Below are 25,935 nucleotides of genomic sequence, written 5' to 3'. Positions count from 1 at the left end.
CATCCGGTGTGGCAAAGGTCGCCCGGCCGCTTTATCCAACCCAGCCCGCGATCAACCCGCCCGAAAGATCAGGTAATCTTCCCAGTCGTCCTCGGCCACGTCTTTCTCGCTGAGCATCCGCCCGGACTGCGAGATGCGTTGCTTGTGCACCTGCTCGCGGTCGCCACAGACCAGGTGATGCCAGGCCGGCAAGTCCTTGCGCTCGCTGACCAGGCGGTAGCCGCAGGTCGGCGGCAGCCATTTGAACTGGTCGGCCTGGCCTGGGGTGAGCTGGATGCAGTCGGGGACCAGCGCCTTGCGTTCAGGGTAGTTGCTGCACTGGCAACTCTTGAGGTCCAGCAGCTTGCAGGCGATGCGCGTGTAATAGACGCTGCCGTCGTCCTCGTCCTCGAGTTTCTGCAGGCAGCACAGGCCGCAGCCGTCGCACAGCGACTCCCACTCGACGGGGCTGAGCTGTTCGAGGGTCTTGCCCATCCAGAAAGGTTCGAGATTGCCGGCCATGGTGCGGTTGTCCTGTCTTGAAGCGGCTGCTGTGAATCGAGCGCGGCAGTCTAGTGCGCCGCGCCCAGCTGGCCAAGTGGCCGTTGCGCCAGCGGCGACTGGCGGTAGTATTTACTTGCGTGTGGCGATGACATTGGTTATCAAAGCAGATCAACCCACGGTCTGGAATCCGCACCCCATGAGTGAGAATACCCGCGTCGCCGATTACGCCATCCACGAACAGTTCATCCAGCGCTGGTCGCCCCGCGCGTTCAGCGACGAGGCAATCAGCGAAGAAACCCTGCTGAGCTTTCTCGAAGCCGCGCGCTGGGCGCCGTCGGCCTACAACTCGCAGCCATGGCGCTTCCTCTATGCGCGCCGCGACACGCCGAACTGGCAGCGCTACCTGGGCCTGCTCAACGAGTTCAACCGCAGCTGGGCGCAGCACGCGTCGGCGCTGGTGATCGTGATCTCCAAGACCACCTTCACCGCCCCGGGCGCCAGTGAAGAAAGCCCGGCGCTGTGGCACACCTTCGACACCGGCTCAGCCTGGGCGCACCTGGCCCTGCAGGCCAGCATCAGCGGCTGGCACACCCACGGCATGGCCGGTTTCGACCAGGCCCTGGCGCGCAGCGAGCTGAAGATTCCCGAAGGCTACGACCTGCATGCGGCGATCGCGATCGGCAAACTGGGCGACAAGGCCACCCTGGCCGACTTCCTCCAGGCCCGGGAAACCCCAAGCCCACGCAAGCCGCTGAGCGAGCTGGCGGCCGAGGGAGATTTCAGCCTGTAACCGTTCGGGCGCTGCGCACCCGCCCACACCGGGCGCAGTGCGCAGCTCGCGTTTCAATACCCGCGCACGAAATCCACTTCACCGCGCAACGGCTGGCCCTGCTGCCAGGCGCGCAGGTTGTCGACGAACACCTGCACCATCGCTGTCGGCGAAGTGGGCGCCGAGCTGTGGCCGGTCAACAGCAGGCCCCAGGCGGTCCAGAACGGATGCCGCTGGGGCAGCGGCTCCTGGCGGCAGACGTCGATCACGGCGCCCGCCAGGTGGCCCTGCTTGAGCGCCTCGACCAGGTCGGCATCGACCACGGCCACGCCGCGCCCGGCGTTGATGAACAGCGCCTCGGGATTGAACCGGGCGAACAGCGCCGCGTCGTACAGGTCGTGGGTCTCTGGGGTGTCCGGCAGCAGGTTGAGGACGTAGTCCACCTCGCCCACCAGGCGGCCGAGCTCGCTGATGGCCGCCACTTCGACAAAGGGCGCCTGGCTGCGCGCGGTGCGGGCCACGCCGTACAGCTTGACGCCAAACGGCTGGAGAAATTCGGCTACGCGCTGGCCAATGTCGCCAGTGCCCACCACCAGCACGCGTCGCCCGGCCAGGCCGCGGCCAGGGCGGTTGTCCCATTTGCGCTCGACCTGACTGACCAGGCGCCCGAGCACTTCGCGCTCGTGGCCGAGCATGTAGGTCAGCATGTATTCGGCCATCACCTGGCCAAAGATGCCCACCGCGCGGGTCAGCCGATAGCTGCGTTGCAGGCCCTCGGCCAGCAGCGGTTTGATCCCCGCCCAGGTCGACTGCAGCCACAGTGGCGAATGGCCTTGGCGCAACAGGGTGGCCAGCAGGTCAGGCTGACCCAGCCACACCGGGCAATCCGCCGCCAACCGGGCCAGTTCGGCGGAATCGCCACTGGTGCAGACGTCCAGGTCCGGGGCCGCTTCGCGCAACAGCTGGGCGTAAACGGCGTAATCCTGTTCTGCGATGAGAACGCGCATGATCATGAAACCTGTGCAAGAGCGTGCCGGCGGCACTGGGCCGCAGGCCGTGAAAGTGGAAAGCGGGGTTGTCGGCGGCGCTCAGATGGGATCGTTGCGGCGCAGCAATTCTTCGGGCAAATGCTCGATGTATTCGTCCTCGGCGGGCGGCATCTGCAAATGGTAACCCTGGCTGTCGAGGTGTTCGAGCACCGTGTGGATATCTTCGCGGGCCAGCGCGCGTTCGGGCGACAGCACCAGGTCGAAAGCGTGCACCGGCTTGCCGAACACGCTCAGCAGCCCTTCGGGCACGCGCTCCAGGCCGTCGCTCTTGAGCACGTAAAGGTACATTTCGTTGCGTTTCGGACTTTTGTAGATCGAGCAAATGCGTTTCATGACAGCTTCTCTGATTCGTTCGAGCCTGGCGTTGCCGAGGCTGACGTTGCCGAGCTTTGCGCCAGGCAGTGCAACAGCGCGTCGCCCATGAGTTCGCGGCGCCAGCCACGCAGGCTTTCCGGCAAGTGCCAAGGGCCATTCGGATAGCCGCTCTTGAGCAGGGCTTCGAGGTTTTTTTTGCGCAGCATCAGTTCCGGGGCAATCCCCAGCCGCTCCGCCTGCGCCTGGCCGACTGCGCGCAGTTGCTTGAGCACTGCGGCCGCTTCGACCGGCAGCGGCTCAGGCACGGCCGCGGGCCACTGCTCGGGCGGCAGGCTGGCGCTGCGCTTGATCAGCTCGAGGAGGAATTCGCCATCGTGGCGTACGGTGCGCGGGTGCATGTCTTCGATGCGCGACAGCGCCTGCAGGTTGTCCGGCTGGGTCTTGGCCAGCGGCCACAGCGAATGCTCGCGCACGATGCGGTTGCGCGGCACGTCGCGGGCGCGGGCCTCGCGCTCACGCCAGGCACACAGCTCGCGCAACACAGCCAGCTGCGCCCGGGACAGCTTCCAGGCCAGCTTGGCCTCGCGGTAAAGCTCGTCGGGGTCGACCTCGCGACGCAGTTGCGCGACCAGCTCGGCGCCGTCTTCCAGCACCCAGGCGGCGCGCTCGTCGCTAAGGCGCGGGCGCAGTTGGGCGTACACCTCGGCCAGATGCACGGCGTCTTCGGCGGCGTAGCTCACCTGCGTGTCGGACAGCGGCCGTTGCAGCCAATCGGAACGGGTTTCGCCCTTGGGCAGCTCGATCCCGAGCACCTCCTGCACCAGCCGTGAATAGCCCATGGAAAAGCCCAGGTTCAGATAGGCGGCCGCCAACTGCGTGTCGAACAATGGTGCCGGCAGGCTACCGGTCAGGCGCAACAGCACCTCGAGGTCTTCGCTGCAGGCGTGCAGCACCTTGACCACCGCCGGGTTTTCCAGCAACGCCGCCAGCGGCTGCCATTGCTGGATGGTCAGCGGGTCAATGAGGAACGCGCTGGCGCCATCGCCGACCTGGATCAGCCCGGCAATCGGGTAAAACGTGTCGACGCGCATGAACTCGGTGTCGACCGCCACGAAGGGAAGGGACTGCCAGGCGGCGCAATGGGCGGCCAGGCTGGCGTCGTCGCGGATCCAGTGAATATCGATAGCCACGGGGCTCTCCCTTGAACAATGGCGCGCAGTATATATCGCCCCCAGCCATTACTGGGCATCGGCGCCATCAGTTCGCCCGGAATTCGTACAGCCTCTGGGAACAAATCGCCACTGCACGGGGGTCACAGATAGTGCACCGCGACTATTCTCAACCCCGCAACCTGCGGGCTACAGGGAGAAACATACCCATGCCGGTAAAACACGATCTGTACGAAGACCTCAACGTCAGCAAGGCCGAAGTCGACAAGCGTCGCCAGGGCGACGAAAAGCTCAGCCGGCTGCTGGACGAATACCAGGGTGCCGACGCCGCCGTGGTCGATGCCGAAAAAGCTGCGGCCAATGACGATGAAGTGACCAAGCTCAAGGAGAAGCGCCTGCTGATCAAGGACAAGATCGTGCAACAGTGGGAATACCCCAATACCCAGGGGGCCGGGACCGGGAAGTTCTGACCGGTATTGCACCTGGCTTGCGGCCTCTCGGGGACTCTGCCCCGCCCACCTTTATGTGGGCAGGGCGCAAGGCAGCAGTCAGCGTATCGCCGAACCATGTGGTCCGTCCCAGTCAGCTACGTAGCCGCGCCCTTGGGGTGTGATGCGCACATTGGTGTAGGTCAGGTGCCCGTCGTGCTGAACGAAGTCGGCCGTGGCGAAACCGAAGCTGATCAGTTGCGAAGTGGTATCGACATCTTCTGGCGCACTCAGCTCGGTGGCGCCGGCGGCGATACGATGCAGCAGTTCATGAAAGGAAGTGTTCTGGCCAGGCATGTAGAAGGCTCCTTTGGGTGTGTCGCACGGACTCAACACAATGGACCCTTGCCGGCCTCATAAGTTGGCAGCGGCTGCCAGCACTCAGACAAAGCCACGGCGAAACTCGGCAGGGCTGACCCCCAGCCGGCGGGTAAAGGCCCGCCGCAGGACATCCACACTGGCAAAACCGCACAGCGCAGCCACCTGCTTGGGCGCCAGCTTACCGCCTTCAAGGGCCTGACGAGCGCGCTCGATGCGCGCCGCTTCCACCCACGCCGCTGGCGTCTCGCCCACCTCGGCCTGGAACAGCCGGGCAAAGTGCCGCGGGCTCAGCCCTGCCCGCTTCGCCAGCTGCTCGATGCTCAGGTCTGCTGCCGGATGGGCGCTGATGTAGCGCTGAATCTCCTGCAACGCCGAGCGGCCGGTGGGCACCGCCTCGCCCTTGCGGCTGAACTGCAACTGCCCGCCCGGGCGCTTGAAGAACATCACCAGATGCGCTGCCACGTCCCTGGCCAGGGCCGGGCCGTGGTCCTCCTCGACCAGCGCCAGGGCGAGGTCCAGGCCAGCGGTAACGCCGGCCGCTGTACGCAGTTTGCCGTCGCGCACGTGAATCGCATCGACCTGCACCCGGACCCCGGGAAACTCGGCAGCCAGCTGCTCGGCCCCAGCCCAATGGGTGGTGACCTCCCGGCCTTCGAGCAGACCGGCGCGGGCCAGAATGAAAGCGCCGGTGCACACCGAGCCCAGGCGCCTCAGTCCTGGCGCGCGGCGCTGCAGCCATTGCGTCAGTGCCGCATCCACCGGGCGTTGCGCGGCGTCCGGGCAGCCGGCGACGAGCAGCGTGTCGATGGCCTCGTCGGTGTCCTGCAGCGTGGCATCGGCCATGAGCCTGGCGCCCGAGGAGCTGCCGATCGGACCCGGCCGCGTGCCCAGCACGCGGAGCTGGTAAAGCGCGCGATCTGCAGAGCGGTTGGCTTCGGCGAACACGTCCAGTGGCCCGCAGACGTCCAGCAGTTGCACACCAGGCAAGGCCAGGATGGCGATGGTTCGCGGTTGATCGGCCATGTCGGGCTCCGTGGCGGCAATGATCCGCATATGGCAGTAAACGTCGCATAACGACGATTGAGGACAAGTGTGCACGAGCCGACAATGGAATTCCACCCCCGGCACAGAGATCACCTGCATGTATGACTTCAAGACCCCCGACAGCGCCATGGCCCGCGAAATCACCGAACTGGTCCGCGACACGGCGCCCGACCTGCTGTTTCAACATTCCAGCCGCGTCTATCATTTCGCCGCGCTGGCCGGCCAGCGCCGGGGCCTGGAGTTCGACAGCGAGCTGCTGTACGCCGGGTGCATGTTCCACGATATGGGCCTGACCCATAAATGCAGCAGCGCCTGCGAACGCTTCGAAGTGGACGGCGCCAATGCGGCGCGGGATTTCCTGCGCGGCCACCAGATTGCCGAAGCCGACATCGGCACCGTATGGACGGCCATTGCCCTGCACACCACACCCGGCATCCCGCAGCACATGCACCCCGTGATCGCCCTGGTCACCGCCGGTGTGGAGATGGACGTGCTGGGCCTGACCTACAACGAATACAGCGATGCCGAGCGCGAGGCCATCGTGCGCCTGCACCCGCGTACCGAGCATTTCAAGGAAGACATCATTCAAGCCTTCTACGACGGCATCAAGCACAAGCCGCAGACCACGTTCGGCAACGTCAAGGCCGACGTGCTGGCCGACAAGGACCCGCGCTTCGTGCGGGGCAACTTCTGCGAGGTGATTCGTGGCTCGGGGTGGAAGGGCTGAAGTCGAGAATCGGGGGCTTTGCCCCTTCCATCACGGGGCGCACAGGCGCTGGCGAGCGGAGCGACCCCGAACGACAGGCTTGATTGGCCATCGGCCGCGATGCCATCAGATGATCCACCCAACCACCGAGGTGTTGCCCTCGCCAGCTACGCCGGCTCCTACGCCAATCCGGTGACCCCACAGGTGGCGTAGGAGCCGGCGAAGCTGGCGAGCGGAGCGACCCCGAACGCCAGGCTTGATTGGCCATCGGCCGCGATGCCATCAGATGATTTACCCGGACACCGAGGTGATGCCCTCGCCAGCTACGCCGGCTCCTACGCCAATCTGGGTGAGGCCACAGGCGGCGTTGACGGGGGCAAGCCCGGTCCCGCTTTCGATCAACCTTTCACGAGATCGAAGCGATCCAGGTTCATCACCTTGGTCCACGCTGCGACGAAATCGGCGACGAACTTCTCTGCCGAGTCGCTGCTGGCATACACCTCCGCCAAGGCGCGCAACTGGGCATTGGCGCCGAACACCAGGTCGACGCGGGTGGCAGTCCACTTGGCGGCGCCGGTCTTGCGGTCGCGACCGTTGAACTGGTCCGGTGACTGTGTCACCGGCTGCCACTCGGTGTTGATGTCCAGCAGGTTGACGAAGAAGTCGTTGGTCAAGGCCTGGGCGCGGTCACTGAACACGCCGTGGGCCGCCTGGCCATCGTTGACTTCGAGCACCCGCAGGCCACCCACCAATACAGTCATTTCGGGTGCGGTGAGGGTCAGCAGTTGCGCCTTGTCCACCAGCAACGCCTCGGCCGAGACGCGGTAGCGCCCCTTGAGGTAGTTGCGAAAGCCATCGGCGATCGGCTCCAGCAGCGCAAACGACTCGACGTCGGTCTGCTCCTGGGAGGCATCCACCCGGCCTGGGCTGAACGGTACGAGGGCCGCGTGGCCGGCGTTGCGCGCGGCTTCCTCGACGCCGACACCGCCGGCCAGCACGATCAGGTCGGCCAGGGAAATCTTCTTGCCCCCCGCTTGCGAGCCGTTGAAGTCATTCTGGATCTGCTCCAGGGCGCTCAGCACCTGAGCCAGTTGCTGCGGCTGGTTGACCGCCCAGTCTTTCTGCGGCGCCAGGCGGATGCGCGCGCCATTGGCGCCGCCGCGCTTGTCCGAGCCGCGGAAGGTCGAGGCCGATGCCCACGCGGTGCCCACCAGCTGCGACACCGACAGGCCGGCAGCGAGGATCTTGCTCTTGAGCGCGGCGATGTCCTGCTCGTCCACCAGTGGGTGATCGAGCGCCGGCAGCGGGTCCTGCCAGAGCAGTTCTTCTGCCGGGATATCCGGGCCCAGGTAGCGGGCCAGCGGGCCCATGTCGCGGTGGGTCAGCTTGAACCAGGCGCGGGCGAAAGCGTCGGCCAACTGCTCGGGGTGGTCGCGAAAGCGCCGGGCGATCGGCTCGTAGATCGGGTCGAAGCGCAGCGCCAGGTCGGAGGTGAGCATGGTCGGCGCGTGGCGCTTGCTCGGGTCGTGGGCATCGGGCACGGTGCCTGCCCCGCCACCGTTGACCGGCCGCCACTGGTGGGCACCGGCGGGGCTCTTGAACAGCTCCCAATCGAAACGGAACATGTTCTCCAGGTACTGGTTGCTCCAGCGCGTGGGCGTGGAGGTCCAGGTCACTTCCAGTCCGCTGGTGATGGTGTCGGCGCCCTTACCGGTGCCGTAGCTGTTCTTCCAGCCAAAGCCCTGCTGCTCGATGGGGGCGGCTTCCGGTTCCGGCCCGACGTTGTCGGCCGGGCCGGCGCCGTGGGTCTTGCCGAAGGCGTGGCCACCGGCGATCAGGGCCACGGTCTCTTCATCGTTCATGGCCATGCGGCCGAAGGTTTCGCGGATATCCTTGGCCGAGGCCACCGGATCGGGCACGCCTTCGGGGCCTTCCGGGTTGACGTAGATCAAGCCCATCTGCACGGCGGCCAGCGGGTTTTCCAGGTTGCGCCCGGCCGGGTCGGTGCGGCTCTGCTCGCTGCCATGCTGGTCGGGCTCGGCCACCAGCACGCCGTCGCCGGACTCGGCCTTGCCGTAGCGCGGGTCGCCGCCCAGCCAGGTTTTCTCCGAGCCCCAGTACACGTCCTCGTCCGGCTCCCAGACGTCGGCGCGACCGCCCGAATAGCCGAAGGTCTTGAAGCCCATGGATTCGAGCGCGACGTTGCCGGTGAGGATGATCAGGTCGGCCCAGGAAATCTTGTTGCCGTACTTCTGCTTGATCGGCCAGATCAGCCGCCGCGCCTTGTCCAGGCTGACGTTGTCGGGCCAGCTGTTGAGCGGGGCGAAGCGCTGCTGGCCAGAGCCGGCGCCGCCACGGCCGTCAGCCGTGCGGTAGGTGCCGGCGCTGTGCCAGGCCATACGGATGAACAACGGCCCATAGTGGCCGAAGTCGGCCGGCCACCAGTCCTGCGAGTCGGTCATCAGCGCATGCAGGTCGCGCTTGACCGCCTCGATGTCCAGGCTCTTGAACGCCTCGGCATAGTCGAAGCCCGGGTCCATGGGATCGGACAATGAAGAATGCTGATGCAGGATCTTCAGGTTCAGTTGATTGGGCCACCAGTCACGGTTGGTCGTGCCACCGCCGGCCGGGTGATTCGGGCCGGAGTGGTTGAAGGGGCACTTGGATTCGGTCGACATGGACATCTCTCCTCAGGTGAATCGTTCAGGCTGTCGGTCCCCTTTCGAAGGCGCCATCACGCGGGGGGCGCCGGGCTCCGATCATGCGCTTCACGTATTGCAGGCACGTGGTCGCCACCTGCACCGGATTAATCCTAGACCGCTGTGGCGCCTGCGACCATTGCCAAAGCACCCACGACCTGAAATGTTCTGCACCTCGCAAAGAGATTGTTGCCGGGCGTGCGGCCCTCTACAGTAGTGCTTTGACCTTCGCGCGCCTGCATCGCGCCACGCCAACGGGTAACGCTTCGCCCCATGTCATCAGATCACCAGTCATCGCAGCAGCACTCACCTCCTTCCGATAGGCAAAGCCTGAAGATCCTGGCGATCCTCAGCGCCCTCATGGCCTTCGCCTCGGTCTCCACCGACGTTTATCTGCCTGCCATGCCGGCCATGGGCGAGTCGTTGCACGCTGACTCGGGGCAAGTGGCCTGGACCTTGTCCGGCTACCTGGTGGGCTTCAGCCTGGGCCAGTTGCTGTGGGGCCCGATCGGCGATCGCTACGGTCGCAAGCGGCCGATCGTCGCCGGCCTGCTGCTGTTCATCATCGGCTCTGCCGGCTGTGCGCTGGCCAACGACATTGGCTGGATGATCGGCTGGCGCGCCGTGCAGGCGGTGGGCGCCTGCGCCAACGTGGTGCTGGCGCGGGCCATGGTGCGGGATCTGTACGAAGGCCACCGCGCCGCACAAATGCTCTCGACGCTGATGAGCGTGATGGCGGTGGCCCCTTTGCTGGGCCCGAGCATCGGCAGCCTGATTCTCACGCTCGGCAGCTGGCGAGCGATTTTCTGGGCGCTGGCGGTGTTCGGCTTCATCACCTGGCTGGCCCTGACCCTGCTGCCCGAAACGCTACCCGCCGAGCGGCGCAGTCAATTGCCCTTGAGCGGTGCCTTGCGCCGCTACGGCCAGCTACTGGCGCAACGGCGCATCGTCGCCTACATCGGCGCCGGCGGCTGCTTCTATGGCGCCCTGTATGCCTACATCGCCGGTACGCCGTTCGCCTACATCAGCTATTACCACGTGTCGCCGCAGGTCTACGGCCTGCTGTTCGGTGCCGGCATCGTCGGCATCATGCTGGCCAACGGGCTCAATGCGCGGCTGGTGCGCCGGGTCGGCAGCGATACGCTGTTGCGCTATGGCAGCTGGCTGGGTGCCAGCGCCGCCTGCGTGGTGGCGCTGGATGCCTGGACGCAATGGGGCGGCTTGCCAGGCCTGGTCGTGCCGCTGTTCGTCTTCGTCGGCGCCACCGGGCTGATTATCGCCAACTCGATCATTGGCGCCCTTAATGGCTATCCGCACATGGCCGGCGCCGTGTCGGCGCTGGTCGGTGCCCTGCAATACGGCACCGGCATCTTCGGCTCGGGGCTGGTGGGCATCTTCGCCGACGGCACGCCGCGGCCCATGGCCGGGGTGATCGTGGCGTTCGCCTTGGCCAGCGCTTTGTTTGCTACCTTTGCTGTGGTCGTTGCACCGCCGTTGCCGGTGCAGGGCAGCACGACGCTGTAGCTGCGCAGGTCGTACTGCGGGTGTGGGAGCGTGCGCAGCGCACGAGCTGTCGATGCATGCAAACAACTAGACAACCAAACGGCCTGGCGGCCTCAAGGGGCCACGCCCCCTCCCACATGCCGTGCGTCCAACCGCGCACCTCTCAGGAGCCTCCCATGTTCAGCCACATCCAGCTCGGCGCCCGCGACCTTCCTGCCCTGATTGCCTTCTACGACGCGGTTCTTCTGCCGCTGGGCCTGGTGCGTCTGGTGGATTATGAGGACGCCGGCCCGGATGGCGCCGGCTGGCAGCTGCCCGGCCAGCGCTACCCGCAGTTCTTTGTGCAGTTGCCGTTCAACGGCCAGCCGGCCAGCTGGGGCAATGGCACCCAGGTGAGCTTTCGCGCGGCCTCCGACAGCCAGGTCGACAACGCCTGGCGCACTGCCCTGGCGCTGGGGGCCGTCGATGAAGGCGCCCCCGGCCTGCGTCCACAGTACGGCCCTGGCTTCTACGCCGCCTATTGCCGCGACCCGGAAGGCAACAAGCTGTGCTTCGTCTGCCTGTACGCCGAGGACGAGGCTTGATCGTCCGCCTGTGCGCGGCCACCTTGGGCCTGTGCCTGCTGCACGGCGCGATGGTGCAGGCGCAGGATGTATTCGACTCGGCGCAATCGCTGGGCCGAGGCATCAATGTGCTGGGTTATGACCCCCTGTGGAGCGATCCGGCCAAGGCACGGTTCACGCCCGAGTTGTTCAAGGTCATCGCCGCCGGTGGCTTCCAGACCGTGCGGGTCAATCTGCAGGCCTTCGCCCACATGGACGCGCACGACCGACTCGACCCGCAATGGCTGCACAGCCTCGATGCGGTGGTGCAGCAAGCCAGCGCCGCCGGGCTCAAGGTGATCCTGGACGAGCATGACTTCCACCCCTGTGCGCAGAACGCCGAGACCTGCCGCAGCAGGCTTCTGGCGTTCTGGGGCCAGGTCGCTGTGCGCTTTCGCGATGCGCCTGGCACGGTCCTGTTCGAGGCGCTCAACGAGCCCAGCGGCAAGCTGACCGTCGCAAAGTGGAACGCGCTCCTGGCTGAGGTCCTGGCGACGATTCGGCAGAGCAACCCGCAGCGCGGGGTGATCGTCGGCCCGGCCAAGGGCAATTACTTCACTGCCCTGCCCGATCTGCAGCTGCCCGACACCGACCGCCATCTGATCGTCACCCTGCACTATTACAATCCCTTCAGCTTCACCCATCAGGGCGCGCCGTGGACGCGGGCGGATATCCGCGACCAGCACGACGTGCACTGGGGCGACCAGGCCTCACGCAGCAAGCTGTACCACGAGTTCGACGTCATCGCCGACTGGGCCAGGGCCCATGACCGGCCGGTGCTGCTGGGTGAGTTCGGCGCCTACGAGGCGGCCCCCACGGCCGACCGCCTGGCCTGGACAATTGCTGTGGTGAACGCCGCCGAGAAGCGCCATTTTGCCTGGGCCTATTGGCAGTTCGAGGGCAGCTTCGGGGCTTATGACCTAGCCCAAGGGCACTGGAACGAGGCGATACACAAAGCCCTGGTAGCCAGTGACGGAGCTTGGAAGCGCTGATTTTGTTCATCTTCAGGCGCCGAACATCTCCCATAGGCTATGGTCACACCCCTGTACCTCGCGCCGCAGAGGGCGCGGCTGAATCTTTGGACTACTGGTTCTCTGACATAAGGAGGCTGCTGATGAACACTCAAGCACTGAGCGATATCGCCAAGGCACTGGTCGCCGACGGCAAGGGCCTGTTGGCGATGGACGAAAGCGCCTCGACCTGCCGCAAGCGCTTCGTCGAGCAAGGCATCGAAGACACCGAAGAAATGCGCCGCGCCTACCGCGAGCTGCTGATTACCACGCCGCGCCTGGCCGAGAGCGTCAGCGGGCTGATCCTGTTCGATGAAACCATCCACCAGAAGAAACTCGACGGCACGCCGTTCATCGACGTCATCCGCGAGCGGGGGCTGATCCCCGGGATCAAGGTCGACCTGGGCGCCAAGCCACTGGCCGGCCACTCCGGCGAGACCGTCACCGAAGGCCTCGACGGCCTGCGCCAGCGCCTCGAGGACTACTTCAAGCTCGGCGCACGTTTCGCCAAGTGGCGCGGGGTGATCAACATCGGCGACGGCATTCCCTCCGATGCCGGCATCGCGGTCAACGCCCATGCGCTGGCGCGTTACGCCGCGTTGTGCCAGGAAGTTGGCCTGGTGCCAATCGTCGAGCCGGAAGTGCTGATGGACGGCGCCCACTCGTTGCAGCGCTGCAGCGAAGTCACCGAGCGCGTGTTGCACGCCGTGTTCGCCGAACTCAACGCCCAGGGCGTGGTGCTCGAAGGGATGCTGCTCAAGCCGAACATGGTCACCAGTGGCAGCGAGGCGGCCGAACAGGCCTCGGTCAAGGAAGTCGCCGACGCCACTGTGCAGGTGCTGCTGCGGGCAGTGCCGGCTGCCGTGCCCGGCATCGCCTTTCTTTCCGGCGGACAGTCGGCCGAGCTGGCCTCGGCGCATTTGAATGACATGCATCAAGGCCAGGCGCTGCCATGGGCGGTAACCTTCTCCTACGGTCGCGCCCTGCAGCAACCGGCGCTCAGTGCCTGGGACGGCAAACCCGCCAACGTCGAAGCGGGCCAGCGCGAGCTGCTGCACCGCGCCGTGTGCAACCGCGCCGCTGCGCTGGGCACCTACAACGAAGGGATGGAACAACGCCCATGAGCGAGCAGGCTCCCTTGCGCATCTTCGTCGTGCGCCACGGCCAGACCGAATGGTCGCTGACCGGCCAGCACACCGGCCGTACCGATATCCCGCTGACCGCCCAGGGTGAAGACGAGGCCCGTACCCTGGCGCCGTTGCTGCGTAGTTTCAACTTCAGCCATGTCTTGAGCAGCCCGTTGCAACGTGCCCGCCAGACCAGCCGACTGGCTGGCCTGGGCGATGCCGCGCAAGTGCTGCAGGACCTCGCCGAGTGGGACTACGGCGACTACGAAGGCCTGCGTTCGGTGGAGATCCGCGAGCGCCGGCCCGGCTGGAACATCTTCAGCGACGGCTGCCCCGGCGGCGAATCGGCCGCGCAGATGACGGCGCGCATCGACGGCGTGATCGCGCACCTGCGCACCCTCAGCGGCGACGTGGCGGTGTTCGCCCACGGCCACGTCGGCGGTGTGCTGGCCACCCGCTGGCTGGAGCTGCCGCTGACCGAGGCACGGCACTTCCCGCTGGCCACGGCGTCGCTCAGCGTGTTGGCGCTGGACGCCAAACATTCAAATGCGCCGATCATTTCGGCGTGGAACCTCACCCCTGGTCGTGGCTTTCTGGAGGGCCTGCAGTAACCCCCCTTTCTGCACCGCTGATGCGCGCATTACAGCGAACCAAGGCACCGCGCGCGGCTCATCCGAGCCGCGCTCACCGCGGAGAACAGCATGCGCAAGACTCTTTCTTCAGACAAGACTCTTTCCTCAAACCAACTTCGCAAGATGGACGCCTACTGGCGTGCCGCCAACTACCTCTCGGTCGGGCAGATCTACCTGGCCGACAACCCGCTGCTCAAGGAACCGCTGCGCCTTGAGCACATCAAGCGCCGCCTGCTTGGCCACTGGGGCACCACGCCGGGGCTGAACTTCCTCTACGTGCACTGCAACCGGCTGATCCGCGAAAACGACCTGAACATGATCTTCATCACCGGCCCCGGTCACGGTGGCCCGGGGCTGGTCGCGCACACCTACCTGGAAGGCTCGTACACCGAGCGCTATCCGGCCATCGAGCGCAGCGCCAACGGCCTGCATCGTCTGTTCCGGCAGTTCTCCTGGCCCAACGGCATTCCCAGCCACGTTTCCGCGCGAACCCCGGGCTCGATCCATGAGGGCGGCGAACTGGGCTACTCGCTGGTCCACGCCTATGGCGCGGCGTTCGACAACCCCGACCTGATCGTCACCTGCGTGGTCGGCGATGGCGAAGCCGAGACCGGTGCCCTGGCCACCAGCTGGCACTCGAACAAATTCCTCAACCCGGCCAGCGACGGCGCCGTCTTGCCGATCCTGCACCTTAATGGCTTCAAGATCGCCAACCCCTCGGTGCTGGCGCGGCTGGACGACGCCGAACTCGACGCGCTGATGCAGGGCTACGGCTACGAGCCGTACCGCGTCGAGGGCGACGACCCGGAGCAGGTCCACCAGGCGCTGGCCGCCACCCTCGACATCGTCCTGGGCAAGATCCGCGACATCCAGGCCAGCGCGCGCAGCGCCGAGGGCGGTGATGTGCCGCGGCCACGCTGGCCGATGATCATCTTTCGCACGCCCAAAGGCTGGACCGGGCCCAAGACCGTCGACGGCCTGCCGGTGGAAGGCACCTGGCGCGCGCATCAGGTGCCGATTGCCGAGTTCAGCAACCCCGAGCACGTCCAGCAACTGGAAGGCTGGCTGAAAAGCTACCGGCCCGAAGAGCTGTTCGACGCCAACGGCCAGTTCGTCGCCGAGTACGCCGAGCTCGCCCCCACCGGCCACCAGCGCATGGGCTTCAACCCCCACGCCAACGGCGGCGAGTTGCTCGAACCGCTGGCCCTGCCGCATTTCCACGAGTACGCGGTGGCGGTGCCGACGCCCGGCGGTGTTCGCGCCGAAGCGACACGGGTGCTTGGCGGTTTCCTGCGCGACGTGATGAAGCTCAACCTGGCGAGCAGGAATTTTCGTCTGTTCGGCCCGGACGAGACCGCCTCCAACCGCCTCGAAGCGGTGCTGGAAGTGTCCGGCAAGGCCTGGATGGCCAAGGTCGAAGATGTCGACATCAACCTCAGCCAGCACGGCCGGGTAATGGAGGTGCTCAGCGAACACCTCTGCGAAGGCTGGCTGGAAGGCTACCTGCTGACCGGCCGCCATGGCCTGTTTTCGTGCTACGAGGCGTTCATTCACATCATCGACTCGATGTTCAACCAACACGCCAAGTGGCTCAAGGAAACCCGCAGCATTCCCTGGCGCAAGCCGATCGCCTCGCTCAACTACCTGCTCACCTCCCACGTCTGGCGCCAGGACCACAATGGCCTGTCGCACCAGGATCCCGGCTTCATCGACCATGTCGCCAACAAGAAGTCCGACACCGTGCGCATCTACCTGCCGCCGGATGCCAACTGCCTGCTCTCAGTGGCCGACCACTGCCTGCGCACCCACCACTACGTCAACTTGATCGTCGCCGGCAAGCAGCCGGAATGGCAGTGGCTGGACATGGACGCCGCCGTGCGTCACTGCACCGCGGGCGCCGGCATCTGGGAATGGGCGGGCAACGAGGGTGACGGCGAGCCGGACGTGGTCATGGCCTGCGCCGGCGACGTGCCGACCCTGGAGACCCTGGCCGCCGTGACCCTGCTGCGCGAGTACGTGCCGGACCTGAAGGTCCGCGTGGTCAACGTGGTCGACCTGATGGTGCTCGAACCGCGCGCCGACCATCCGCACGGGCTGACCGACGTCGACTTCGACCTGCTGTTCACCGCCGACAAGCCGGTGATCTTCGCCTTCCACGGCTACCCGACGCTGATCCACAAGCTGACCTACGGGCGCACCAACCACGACAACTTCCACGTGCGCGGCTACCGCGACGAGGGCACCACCACCACGCCGTTCGACATGGTGGTGCTGAACAATCTCGACCGCTACCAGCTGGCGCTGGACGCCATCATGCGCGTGCCGCGCCTGCACGGCGAAGTGGACAAGGCGCAGAAGCGCTACTGGAGCAGCATCGAGCGGCACAAGCTGTACATCAGCGAACAGGGCGAAGACCTGCCGGAGATCCTGCAATGGCAATGGCAGGCATGAAGACCGTCCTGGCGCTGAACAGCGGTTCGTCGTCGCTCAAGTTCGGTGTCTATCTGGTTGGCCAGGGCCAGCTCGACACCCTGCTCAGCGGCGAAGCCGAGGGCCTCGGCAGCCAGGACGCCGCCTTCAGTGCCACTGGCGTGGACCGTGAGCCCCTGGCCGACGGTAGCGTGGCCGGGGTCATGCAGCGCCTGGAGCAGATGCAGCTGCCGGCGCTGGACGTCATCGGCCATCGGCTGGTGCATGGCGGGTCGCAGCTGTATCAGCCGACGTTGATCGATGCGCAGGTACTGACCCAGCTTGAGCAGGCCAGCGCTTTTGCTCCACTGCACGTGCCGGCTGCGCTGAAAGTGATCGAGGAAGCCGGGCGATTCTTCAAAGGCGTGCCCCAGGTGGCCTGCTTCGACACCGGTTTTCACCAGCACCTGCCATCGGTGGCTCGCACCCTCGCCCTGCCGCGCGAGCTGCGCGAACAGGGCGTGCGACGCTACGGCTTTCACGGCCTGTCCTGTGCGTCCATCGTTCGCCAGTTGGGCAATGAGGTGCCGCCGCGCCTGGTGATCGCCCACCTGGGCAATGGCGCCAGCATCACCGCCGTCCATCAGGGCCAGTCCGTCGACACCAGTATGGGCCTGACGCCCAGCGGCGGCATCGTCATGGGTACCCGCAGCGGCGACCTTGACCCCGGGGTGCTGATCTATCTGCTGCGTCACAACAAGCTCGACGCCGACGCCCTTGCGCAGTTGATCGACCATCAGTCCGGCCTGCTGGGCATCTCGGGCCTGGCCAGCGACATGCGCAAACTGCACGCCGCGGCGGGCCACGACGCGGATGCGGCGCTGGCCATCGAGATGTTCTGCCAGGCCGCACGCAAGCAGATCGCGGCCATGGTGGCGGTGCTGGAGGGCCTGGACCTGCTGGTGTTCACCGGCGGTATCGGTGAACACGATGCGCCCGTGCGCGAGTGGGTCTGCGCAGGGTTGGGCTGGCTGGGGGTGGCAGGCAAGGTGCGGGTGTTGCCGTCGCTGGAGGATGAGGAGATCGCACGGTTGAGCGCGGAGGTCGTTTAAAGCGAGCAGGCCGCCATTATTACGTCATATATGCTAACATAATGATAGAATAATAGCATTTAGAGAGATTCATCCTCTGCTATTATTCCTGCATTCGAACCTCTTGAACGCAGGAATAATGGCATGGCTAAAACGACCGCCGCATTGCTCCCGGCTACCGAGCGGCTCCTCGCCGACTTCGGCGAACGCCTGAAGCTCGCCCGCCTGCGCCGCAAGATCACCGCCAAACAGGCAGCAGAACGCGCCGGCATGTCGCTGATGACCCTTCGCGCCCTTGAGCGCGGGTCACCGGGCAGTACTATAGGAGCCTACCTTTCGGTCATGCAGGTGCTGGGGGTGGAAAGCGACCTGGCCCAACTCGCTGCCGCAGATGAGCTGGGCCGCCATCTGCAGGACGCGCGTCTGTTGCCGGCCACGCGGGCAGGAAGCGGATCAGCACGTCAGCCGGCGCCAAACGCCGTGATACCGCAGGCATCGCCCCGCGCAACCTTTGTAGAGCCCGCCACCCCGGTCGCCGCGCCAGATCCTGTGCGCGAGGCGCCTGCCTCGTACACCAGCGATGCGCTAGCGGCGCTGGTTCCGCGCCGTCCAAAGGATAATCGCTCATGATCGCCGTATACGCCGACTGGGCAGGGCTGGATGCCCCCCGGCGCCTGGGTTGGCTGCACGCGCGCAAGACTCGGCAAAGCGAACGTTTCGAATATGAAAACGACCCGCTCGCTCTGCTGGATCCTGCCATCGGGAGCGTGCCGATCGATCCTGCAATCGGCCCGTATGCCGGTGCTCAATATCCGCAATCAGGGCATGCGATGTTTGGCGTGTTTGCCGACTCCAGCCCTGATCGTTGGGGGCGACTGCTGATGAAGCGTCGTCATGAGCGGGACCTGCGTGACGGCCTGGACCAAAGAATCCGGTTGTCCGAAACCGATTTTCTCCTGGGAGTCCACGACCTTTACAGGGTCGGGGCCCTGCGCTATCGCCTGAACGATACCGGACCTTTTCTCGACCACCAGACTGACTACGCCGCCCCGCCCTTTGTCGAGCTGCGTGTTCTGGAGCGCGCCAGCCTGGAGATCGAGCGCGATGCCGACAACTCCCTCACCGAAGGCCGCGAATGGCTGCGGATGCTGATTGCACCAGGCGGCTCGCTCGGCGGTGCTCGGCCGAAGGCCAGCGTGGTCGATGATGACAACCATTTATGGATCGCCAAATTTCCCTCGCTGCGCGACGACTACGATGTAGGGGGCTGGGAGTTGGTGGTCAACGCGCTTGCCAAGGCGTGCGGGCTGGATGTCGCGCCGGCAACCGCCAGGCGCTACGCCAGTGAGCACCACTGTTTTATGGTCAAACGCTTCGACCGCAATGCCCAGGGCCAACGCCTGCATTTCGCTTCGGCGATGACCCTGACGGGCCGCCAGGACGGCGACGATGCCAGCAGCGGGGCAAGTTATCTGGAGCTGGCCGAGGTGCTCATGCGCCACGGAGCCAACCCCAAACAAGACCTCCGGGAGCTGTGGTCGCGCATCGTGTTCAGTATCCTGGTGTCCAACACCGATGACCATTTACGCAACCACGGGTTCATCCTGGTACCCGGCAAAGGCTGGCGATTGTCGGCTGCTTATGACCTCAATCCGGTTGCCCACGGCGATGGGCTCAAGCTCAACATCACCGAACATGACAATGCCCTGGACCTCGAGTTGGCACGTGAGGTCGCGGTAGTTTTTCGAGTGCCATTGGCAGCAGCCGATGAAATCATCGCCGACTGCGCTCATGCCGTCAGCCACTGGCGGACATTGGCCGAACGAGTAGGCCTGTCGCCGCGAGAACGGGACGCGATGGCCCCCGCATTTGTCCGCGCGCAACGTTGACGGACATCTGGCTGGCACAGGTTCGTACCTTTAATTCACCCGCTGATAGCGCCCTGCACTCTCGCTCGCGCCCACGGCAATGCCGCGGCGGGTGTTGCCTTGCAGGTACGCCACGGTGGCGTCCAGATCACCCAGGCCGCTGTCTTGGCGGCGGGTGCCCTGCTGGAACACGGTGAAGTGATCGCCGCCTTCGGCGAGGAAGCTGTTGGCGACGACCCGGTAGACGCGCTCGGCGGCGACCGGAACGCCGTTGTAGGTCAGGCTGCCCGGCACCACCCGGCTGTCGGCCGGGCGCTGGGCATCCCAGCGGTAGCTCAGGCCCTTGGACACCTGCAGCGGTTTGAACTGGTCGCCGTTCCACTGCTGGTCGAGCAGCGCCAGCAACTGGGCGCCGGTCAGGTCGACCAGCACCAGGGTGTTGCCGAACGGCTGCACCTGCGCCAGCTGCGCGTAGGTCAATTGATCCTGGCCGGGGGCCAGAGCCAGGTTGTTGCGGATGCCGCCGGGATTCATCAGGGCGATCTGCGCGCCCAGGTCGCGGGTCATCGCCAGGTGCGAGTCGGCGATCAGGTCACCCAGCGCCGATTCGCCGCTGGGGTCCGGGCGGTTGCTGATCATCGGCGCGGCGATGCGCCCGGCAGGCTGCAGGAGCACGGCGTTGCTGCGGGTTTGCACTTGCTGCTCAAAGGCTGCCAGCTTTTCGTCAGGGGGATAACGCGCAGGGTCTGCCAGCAGGTTGACGGCGCTGACCGAGGTCACCTGGTGCTGGCCGGGCGTGACGGTCAAGGTCAGCTGGGTGAGCAGATGGCCGTAGGAACTGCCCTGGGTCACCAGCCGTCCATCGACCCGGCACAGATAGCCGCGGTGGGTGTGCGCGCTGATCACCGCGTCCACCGCCCGGTCCAGGCGCCGGGTAACCTCGACGATACTGCCGCTCAGTTGCTTGCAATCCTGCTGGTCGACCGCCTCGGGCGTTTCGCCGCCCTGGTGGATCAAGGCGATGATGGCGTCGACGCCCTGGGCCTTGAGCTCGGGGATGACCCGGTTGATCGACTCGGCCTCGTCCACCGCCTTGAGGCCCTGCATGCCCCGCACGCTGACCACCTGAGCGACATCGCGCAGGACCGCGCCGACGAAAGCTACCTTGATGCCGTGGCTCTGTTCGATGCGATAGGCCGGCAGCAGCGGCTTGCCGGTCTGGGTGTCGATCAGGTTGGCGGCAATGTAGGGAAAACCGCTGCCGGGGTAATCCGTGTGAAAACGACAGGCCTTGGCCGGTCGTGAAGAGCTGCAGCCGCCGTCGCGCAGGCGTAGCAGTTCGGCCTTGCCGTTGTCCAGTTCATGGTTGCCCACGGCGCTCAGGCGCAGCCCCATGTCATGCAGGGCCAGCAGCGTCGGCTCGTCGGCCCACATCGCGGAGATGGCTGGGCTTGCGCCCACCAGGTCACCGGCGCCGACGAAGAGCAATTGCGGATCGGCGGCGCGCAGCTGGTCGAGCATGCCACCAAGGGTGGCGAGGCCACCGGCGTCGAGCGTGTGGTTGGCGCCACTGGCGTCGCGGTAGACCCAGGGGTTGGCTTGCAGGTAGCCATGCAGGTCATTGATGGCAACGATGTGCACCTGCACCGCCGGTGCCTTGCTGTTCGACGGTGCGCAGCTGATCAGGGCGAGCAGCAGCGCAAGAAGCGTCAGGTGACGCCAGTACGGCAGAATCCTGTGCATGGCCAGGCTCGCAGTCAGTCCTTGATCGAAGCGACGGCCGAGGTGGCCGCCGCCAATGGGTATTGCCTATGCCGTACGGTAGTGGCCCGGCGCCGCAGGGGCGGCCAGGTGCACTTCGGCCCGGGGCCGCGCGCCCATGGCCGCGTGAATCAGCAGCATCTTGAGCAGATCGTTGATGCGCTCCTGGCGGTCCTGAAACAGATTATGGAACACCACACAGCCTAGCGCGATGGCGATGCCCAGGCCGGTGGCATATAACGCCGTGCCGATGCCGGCGCAGGTCTGCCCGGGGTCCGACACCCCGGCGCTGGCCAGCGCCTTGAAGGTGTGACAAGAATCAACTGCACAGGTTGCGATTAAGTGGAATTCGGTTCTAAATAATCGGACAAAAAACAGGACCTGCTGCCATGCCAAAACTGAAAATTGCCATCGCTGGAATCGGCGCCATCGGCCGCCGCCACGTCGAGCTGGTACGGGCCAGCGCCGACTGCCAATTGCTCGCGGTGGTCGACCCATTGCCCGCCGCAGCCGCGTACCTGACGGAGCTTGGCGTGCCTCAGTACGCCGACCTCGCGCAGCTGTTCGCCGCGCAGCAACCGGACGGCGTCATCCTCGCCACCCCTAACGCCCTGCACGTCGAGCAGGCCCTGCACTGCATCGAAGCCGGGGTCGCGGTGCTGGTGGAAAAACCGCTGGCGCACAGCGTCGAACAAGGGCTGCACCTGTGCGAGCGGGCCGAGGCCGTCGACGCCAAGGTGCTGGTCGGTCATCACCGCGCCCACAGCCCGATGCTGCAGCGGGCCCGGGAGTTGATCGCCGAGGGGCAGTTGGGCGACCTGGTCGCGGTGCAGGGCAGCGCCCTGTTCTACAAGCCGGACGATTACTTCGACGCCGCGCCGTGGCGGCGTCAGGAGGGCGGCGGGCCGATTCTGATCAACCTGATTCACGAGATCGGCAACCTGCGCTCGTTGTGCGGCGAGATCGTCGCCGTGCAAGCGATGCAGTCCAGCCATGCGCGGGGCTTCGCCGTGGAAGACACAGTGGCAATCGGCCTGCGCTTCGCCAATGGCGTGCTCGGCACCTTCCTGCTGTCGGACAGCGCCGCCAGCGCGCGCAGTTGGGAACAGACCTCCGGGGAAAATCCCGATTACGCCCGCTATGCCGACGAGGATTGCTACGTCATCAGCGGCAAGGACGGCACTTTGTCGGTGCCCACCCTGCGCTTGAAACGCTACGGCCAGCCGGCTGATCGCTCGTGGTTCAAGCCGTTCGAGTGCAGCGTGGCGACGGCGCAGCGCGATGACCCGCTGGCGCGACAGCTGGCGCATTTCTGCGCAGTGATTCGTGGCCAGGCGCAGCCGCTGGTGACCGCGCGCGATGGGCTGCGCAACCTGCTGATCGTCGAAGCGATCGCCGAGGCCGCGCGCAGTGGAGAGGTGGTGCAGACGGCTGTCTGGCGGTGATAGGCCGCGCGGACGGCCGGTGGGAGGGGGCATCACCCCCGACACTTGCGTGGGAGCGGGCAGAGCCCGCGAGATTTGGATTTCAGCGCAGAAGCTTGCGCATCTTGCCCAGCCCCGCTGCCGCGCGCTCGTAACCGTCGAGCGGCTGCTGCTGGCGGGTTGGCGCCTCGATGCTGATGGGCACGCCCTGGGGCAGCGCCGCCAACAACCCGGGCAGGTCACAATCACCATCGCCGGGAAAACGTCGCTCGGTGCGCGCCTGGCGCAAAATTTCGGCCATGTCGTCGGGCACCGGCCCCAGCACGTCGCACATCTGCGCGTAGCGAAAGCGCTGCGGGTTGGTCTGCACCGCAGCGGCAAGATCGGCCAGCGACGAGCGCGAGCGGTTGAAATGGAAGGCATCGACCAGCACGCAGCCGTTCGGCCGTCCGGCATTGGCTACCACCCGCAGGGCATGGCCGAGGTTGGGCGAGTCGGTCCAGGGCATGAACTCCAGATGTGGATAAATCCCGAAGGGCAACGCCAGGTCGCACAGCTCGGCAAAGTGGTTGGTGAGCCGCCCCTCGTCCGGATCGTTGCCGGCAATCAGCAGCTCGGTGGCCCCGAATTGCGCGCCAACGTCGAGAAACCGCTCGAACTCCTTCACCTCGGTGTGCGGCTTGAGGCGCAGTATTTCGATGTCCAGCACCTTCACTCCGGTATCGCGCAGCGCCTTGGCCGTTTGCTGGCGCAATGCGAGGTCGGTCATCAAGGCAAAGTGATGCTCCTCGGCCGTGGCCGGTTCCAGGCGCAGGCCCACATGGCTGTAACCCGCGCGAGCTGCCGCTTCGATCATGTCCGGTGGGGACAGCTCAAGCACCGTCAGGGCGGCAAGGGAGAAAATCTGTGAGGTCATGGGCAGCTCGTCTGGCAGTCAGCAGGTAGCTGTTATTTAGAACTCGATTCCATTATTCTTCAAGCCAGAAATCATGAAATGTCCCTCAAGGTGCCGCCGCCGTGACCATGAACACCCTGCCCCATGCCCGTGAAATCGACTGCGACCTGCTGGTGATCGGTTCCGGCGCCTCCGGCCTCGCCGCCGCTGTCACTGCCGCCTGGCACGGCCTGCGGGTCGTGGTCGTGGAAAAGCATCAGTACTTCGGCGGCGCGACGGCCTGGTCCGGGGGTTGGGCCTGGGTGCCAGGTAACCCGCTGGCGCAGCGCGCTGGCATCCACGAAGACCCGCAGCAGCCGCGCACCTATCTCAAAAACGAACTGGGCAGCCGCTACAACGCCGAACGTGTCGACGCTTTTCTCGACAACGCGCCGCACATGGTGGCGTTCTTCGAGCAGCACACGGCGCTGCAGTGGGCCGATGGCAATGGCATACCCGACGTGCACGGCAATGTCCCCGGCGCTGCCACCCAAGGCCATCAGGTAATCGCCGCGCCCTACGATGGCCGCAAGATGGGTCGGCTGATCAAACGCATGCGCAAGACCATGCGGGAAACTTCATTCCTTGGCATGCCGATCATGGCCGGGCCGGACCTCGGCGCGTTTCTGACCATGACCCGCTCGCGTCGCTCCTTCGTGCATGTGACCAAGCGCTTTCTCAGGCACCTGCGTGACCTGGCCCTGCACGGCCGCGCCATGCAGCTGGTCAACGGCGTGGCACTGACCGGGCGCCTGGCCAAGTCCGCCGAGGACCTGGGCGTGCTGCTGATCGAGTCGGCACCGGCGCGCGAGTTGCTGCTCGACGCGGGCAAGGTGGTCGGCGCTGCCGTCGACACCCCCAGGGGGCCGCTACGCATACGCGCAAGCAAGGGCGTGGTGCTCGCCGCCGGCGGCTTTGCCCACGATCGTCAGCGGCGCCAGGCGCTGTTCCCGCGCACCCCGACCGGGGCCGAGCACCTCGCACTGCCACCCGAAGAGTGTTCGGGCGATGGCATCCGCCTCGGCGAAGCGGCGGGCGGCGTGCTCGACACCGACGTCGCCTCCCCCGCCGCCTGGGCTCCGGTCTCCCGGGTGCCCTATGCCGACGGCCGCCACGGCCACTTCCCGCACATCATCGAGCGCGGCAAGCCCGGCATCATCGGCGTGCTGTCCACCGGCAAGCGCTTCTGCAACGAGGCCGACGGCTATTACGATTACACCGCCGCCATGGTCGCTCAGGCGCCGGAGGGTGAGGAAGTGGCCTCCTGGCTGATCTGCGACCAGCGCTTCCAGCGCCGTTTCGGCCTGGGCATCGCCCGTCCGTTCCCGCTGCCGGTGGGGCCGGCACTGCGCAATGGCTACCTCAAGTGCGGCAACAACATCGAGGAACTGGCCCGCACCTGCGGCATTGACGCGCCGACCCTGGTGCAGACGGTCATGAGCTTCAACGAGCACGCCCGCCGTGGCGAAGACCCCGAGTTCGGCCGTGGCAATACCGCCTACAACCGCAAGATGGGCGACCCGTTGATCACCTCCGGCAACCCCTGCGTGGCGCCCATCGAGCAGGGTCCGTTCTATGCGGTAAAAGTACGACCCGGCAGTTTCGGCACCTTCGCCGGACTCAAGACCAATGGCCAGGCGCAGGTCCTCAACGAGGCTGGCAACGTGATCGATGGTCTGTACGCCGTGGGCACCGACATGGCCAGCGTGATGGGCGGTTTCTACCCTTCGGGGGGCATCAACCTGGGCCCGGCGCTGACCTTTGGCTACGTCGCCGGGCGGCATGCCGCTGGCGTCACGGCGCGGGAAGCTTAAAGACGCTGCAACACGTAACTGTTCTCGAACCCGCCCACCGGCCCCAGCACATGGAACCCCTGGAAGTAGCCGCCGGCACGCAGCAAGTCAACGGCCGGGCCGACTTCAGGGGAGTGCTGGAAGTCGCCGTAGTCGTCGAACACCACGAAGCCGCCCGACACCACGCTGGGCGAATACAGCAGGAAATCCAGCAGCACATTGCGCCCAGTGTGCCCGCCGTCGATGTGCAGCAGCGCCACCTTGGGCGCCATCTTGTAGAAGTGCTCGGCGCAGAACTCGGAAAAACCGCGAATGAACAGGGCGTCCGGAAGGAACTGCCGGCGATAGTGGTCGAACTCCTCGAACTGCTTGGGCAGCGCGAAGGGGTCCATGCCGATGACGCGACGCTGGCGGTTGCTGATCTCGTTCATCAGCACCAGCGACTTGCCCTTCCACACGCCGATCTCCACCAGGTCGCCGGGTACGCCCTCCAGCAGCACGCAAAGGTAGCCGAGCAAGCGCACGTGGTCATGGAACGACAACTCCCGCCGCTCCATCGCCGTCTCGGCCGTCAGCGTCGCCTGGGCCTGGACGTAATGCTCGCCGACCAGGTTCCAGACTTGCGTGACGCTGTCGTGCATGGCCGGGTTGGCGATGAAGGCGTTGAGTTCCTGAATGGTAAGCATGGGTTCTCCAATGACCTGAGGCGGTATTGGATCGATAGTAGGTCGGTGGCCG

General features: G+C 65.8%; 24 protein-coding genes and 1 pseudogene. 14 read left to right on the top strand and 11 right to left on the bottom strand.

Annotated elements, in window-relative coordinates:
• Positions 1–51: 51 nt before the first annotated feature.
• Complete coding sequence (locus tag SFA35_RS06190; protein WP_320576291.1) at positions 52–501, bottom strand: YcgN family cysteine cluster protein; 450 nt, start codon at positions 499–501, stop codon at positions 52–54.
• A 178-nt stretch (positions 502–679) separates the two neighbouring features.
• Here SFA35_RS06190 and SFA35_RS06185 point away from each other — a divergent pair, with 178 nt between their 5' ends.
• Positions 680–1,273 carry a nitroreductase family protein gene (locus tag SFA35_RS06185; protein ID WP_320576289.1) on the top strand — a complete coding sequence of 198 codons (594 nt, stop codon included), beginning with the start codon at positions 680–682 and terminating at the stop codon, positions 1,271–1,273.
• A gap of 53 nt (positions 1,274–1,326) precedes the next feature.
• On the opposite strand, the gene SFA35_RS06180 is transcribed toward SFA35_RS06185, so the two are convergent.
• The 3 genes from SFA35_RS06180 to rnd all read right to left on the bottom strand — a co-directional run bounded on the left by SFA35_RS06180 (position 1,327) and on the right by rnd (position 3,806).
• Positions 1,327–2,259, bottom strand: coding sequence for a D-2-hydroxyacid dehydrogenase (locus SFA35_RS06180; RefSeq protein ID WP_320576287.1), 933 nt, complete (start codon positions 2,257–2,259; stop codon positions 1,327–1,329).
• An 81-nt stretch (positions 2,260–2,340) separates the two neighbouring features.
• Positions 2,341–2,634 (bottom strand): YcgL domain-containing protein, encoded by a 294-nt coding sequence (locus SFA35_RS06175; protein WP_320576282.1) that lies wholly within the window; start codon positions 2,632–2,634, stop codon positions 2,341–2,343.
• Complete coding sequence (gene rnd / locus SFA35_RS06170; RefSeq protein WP_320576280.1) at positions 2,631–3,806, bottom strand: ribonuclease D; 1,176 nt, start codon at positions 3,804–3,806, stop codon at positions 2,631–2,633. The genes SFA35_RS06175 and rnd overlap by 4 nt, the downstream gene beginning before the upstream one ends.
• A 188-nt stretch (positions 3,807–3,994) precedes the next feature.
• On the opposite strand from rnd, the gene SFA35_RS06165 reads away from it, so the two are divergent.
• Complete coding sequence (locus SFA35_RS06165) at positions 3,995–4,255, top strand: DUF465 domain-containing protein (RefSeq protein WP_320576278.1); 261 nt, start codon at positions 3,995–3,997, stop codon at positions 4,253–4,255.
• A gap of 78 nt (positions 4,256–4,333) precedes the next feature.
• On the opposite strand, the gene SFA35_RS06160 is transcribed toward SFA35_RS06165, so the two are convergent.
• Both SFA35_RS06160 and SFA35_RS06155 read right to left on the bottom strand, forming a co-directional pair.
• On the bottom strand, positions 4,334–4,570 hold the full coding sequence (locus tag SFA35_RS06160; protein WP_320576277.1) for a hypothetical protein: 237 nt from the start codon (positions 4,568–4,570) through the stop codon (positions 4,334–4,336).
• Positions 4,571–4,654: 84 nt separating this feature from the next.
• A complete protein-coding gene (locus SFA35_RS06155; RefSeq protein ID WP_320576276.1) occupies positions 4,655–5,617 on the bottom strand; it encodes a GlxA family transcriptional regulator in 963 nt (320 codons plus the stop codon).
• A 118-nt stretch (positions 5,618–5,735) separates the two neighbouring features.
• On the opposite strand from SFA35_RS06155, the gene SFA35_RS06150 reads away from it, so the two are divergent.
• On the top strand, positions 5,736–6,365 hold the full coding sequence (locus tag SFA35_RS06150) for an HD domain-containing protein (RefSeq protein WP_320576275.1): 630 nt from the start codon (positions 5,736–5,738) through the stop codon (positions 6,363–6,365).
• A gap of 377 nt (positions 6,366–6,742) precedes the next feature.
• Here SFA35_RS06150 and katG read toward each other — a convergent pair whose 3' ends face one another.
• Positions 6,743–9,022, bottom strand: coding sequence for a catalase/peroxidase HPI (gene katG, locus SFA35_RS06145; RefSeq protein ID WP_320576273.1), 2,280 nt, complete (start codon positions 9,020–9,022; stop codon positions 6,743–6,745).
• A 294-nt stretch (positions 9,023–9,316) separates the two neighbouring features.
• Here katG and SFA35_RS06140 point away from each other — a divergent pair, with 294 nt between their 5' ends.
• The 9 genes from SFA35_RS06140 (at position 9,317) to SFA35_RS06100 (ending at position 19,306) form a co-directional block, all read left to right on the top strand.
• Complete coding sequence (locus SFA35_RS06140) at positions 9,317–10,567, top strand: multidrug effflux MFS transporter (RefSeq protein WP_320576271.1); 1,251 nt, start codon at positions 9,317–9,319, stop codon at positions 10,565–10,567.
• Positions 10,568–10,722: 155 nt separating this feature from the next.
• Positions 10,723–11,130 (top strand): VOC family protein, encoded by a 408-nt coding sequence (locus SFA35_RS06135; protein WP_320576269.1) that lies wholly within the window; start codon positions 10,723–10,725, stop codon positions 11,128–11,130.
• Positions 11,127–12,140 (top strand): glycoside hydrolase family 5 protein, encoded by a 1,014-nt coding sequence (locus SFA35_RS06130; RefSeq protein WP_320576267.1) that lies wholly within the window; start codon positions 11,127–11,129, stop codon positions 12,138–12,140. Before SFA35_RS06135 ends, SFA35_RS06130 begins: the two co-directional genes overlap by 4 nt.
• Before the next feature lie 122 nt (positions 12,141–12,262).
• Entirely contained in the window at positions 12,263–13,282 is a 1,020-nt protein-coding gene (locus SFA35_RS06125) for a class I fructose-bisphosphate aldolase (RefSeq protein WP_320576265.1), read from the top strand.
• Positions 13,279–13,896 (top strand): histidine phosphatase family protein, encoded by a 618-nt coding sequence (locus SFA35_RS06120; protein ID WP_320576263.1) that lies wholly within the window; start codon positions 13,279–13,281, stop codon positions 13,894–13,896. The genes SFA35_RS06125 and SFA35_RS06120 overlap by 4 nt, the downstream gene beginning before the upstream one ends.
• Before the next feature lie 90 nt (positions 13,897–13,986).
• A complete protein-coding gene (locus SFA35_RS06115; RefSeq protein WP_320576259.1) occupies positions 13,987–16,368 on the top strand; it encodes a phosphoketolase family protein in 2,382 nt (793 codons plus the stop codon).
• Positions 16,365–17,438 carry an acetate/propionate family kinase gene (locus SFA35_RS06110; RefSeq protein WP_320576257.1) on the top strand — a complete coding sequence of 358 codons (1,074 nt, stop codon included), beginning with the start codon at positions 16,365–16,367 and terminating at the stop codon, positions 17,436–17,438. The genes SFA35_RS06115 and SFA35_RS06110 overlap by 4 nt, the downstream gene beginning before the upstream one ends.
• Positions 17,439–17,561: 123 nt before the next feature.
• Positions 17,562–18,047 carry a helix-turn-helix transcriptional regulator gene (locus SFA35_RS06105; RefSeq protein ID WP_320576255.1) on the top strand — a complete coding sequence of 162 codons (486 nt, stop codon included), beginning with the start codon at positions 17,562–17,564 and terminating at the stop codon, positions 18,045–18,047.
• Positions 18,044–19,306: a HipA domain-containing protein gene (locus tag SFA35_RS06100; RefSeq protein WP_320576254.1), complete on the top strand. Its 1,263-nt coding sequence runs from the start codon at positions 18,044–18,046 to the stop codon at positions 19,304–19,306. Before SFA35_RS06105 ends, SFA35_RS06100 begins: the two co-directional genes overlap by 4 nt.
• A gap of 30 nt (positions 19,307–19,336) precedes the next feature.
• On the opposite strand, the gene SFA35_RS06095 is transcribed toward SFA35_RS06100, so the two are convergent.
• A complete protein-coding gene (locus SFA35_RS06095; RefSeq protein ID WP_320576253.1) occupies positions 19,337–21,028 on the bottom strand; it encodes a bifunctional metallophosphatase/5'-nucleotidase in 1,692 nt (563 codons plus the stop codon).
• Between the two features lie 66 nt (positions 21,029–21,094).
• Positions 21,095–21,355, bottom strand: a pseudogene (locus SFA35_RS06090) (MotA/TolQ/ExbB proton channel family protein); the annotation flags it as partial.
• Between the two features lie 80 nt (positions 21,356–21,435).
• On the opposite strand from SFA35_RS06090, the gene SFA35_RS06085 reads away from it, so the two are divergent.
• Positions 21,436–22,491: a Gfo/Idh/MocA family oxidoreductase gene (locus tag SFA35_RS06085; protein WP_320576252.1), complete on the top strand. Its 1,056-nt coding sequence runs from the start codon at positions 21,436–21,438 to the stop codon at positions 22,489–22,491.
• Between the two features lie 82 nt (positions 22,492–22,573).
• Here SFA35_RS06085 and SFA35_RS06080 read toward each other — a convergent pair whose 3' ends face one another.
• Positions 22,574–23,386: a sugar phosphate isomerase/epimerase gene (locus SFA35_RS06080; protein ID WP_320576251.1), complete on the bottom strand. Its 813-nt coding sequence runs from the start codon at positions 23,384–23,386 to the stop codon at positions 22,574–22,576.
• 107 nt (positions 23,387–23,493) lie between these two features.
• On the opposite strand from SFA35_RS06080, the gene SFA35_RS06075 reads away from it, so the two are divergent.
• On the top strand, positions 23,494–25,218 hold the full coding sequence (locus SFA35_RS06075; RefSeq protein ID WP_320578864.1) for an FAD-dependent oxidoreductase: 1,725 nt from the start codon (positions 23,494–23,496) through the stop codon (positions 25,216–25,218).
• On the opposite strand, the gene SFA35_RS06070 is transcribed toward SFA35_RS06075, so the two are convergent.
• A complete protein-coding gene (locus tag SFA35_RS06070; RefSeq protein ID WP_320576250.1) occupies positions 25,215–25,883 on the bottom strand; it encodes a class I SAM-dependent methyltransferase in 669 nt (222 codons plus the stop codon). The two genes, SFA35_RS06075 and SFA35_RS06070, sit on opposite strands and share 4 nt — an antisense overlap.
• Between the last annotated feature and the right edge of the window lie 52 nt (positions 25,884–25,935).

Origin of the sequence: Pseudomonas sp. HR96 (genome assembly GCF_034059295.1) — a bacterium.
Taxonomy (GTDB): domain Bacteria; phylum Pseudomonadota; class Gammaproteobacteria; order Pseudomonadales; family Pseudomonadaceae; genus Aquipseudomonas.
The sequence above is the reverse complement of the archived record's forward strand: the minus strand, read 5'-3'. Positions and strand labels throughout refer to the sequence as shown.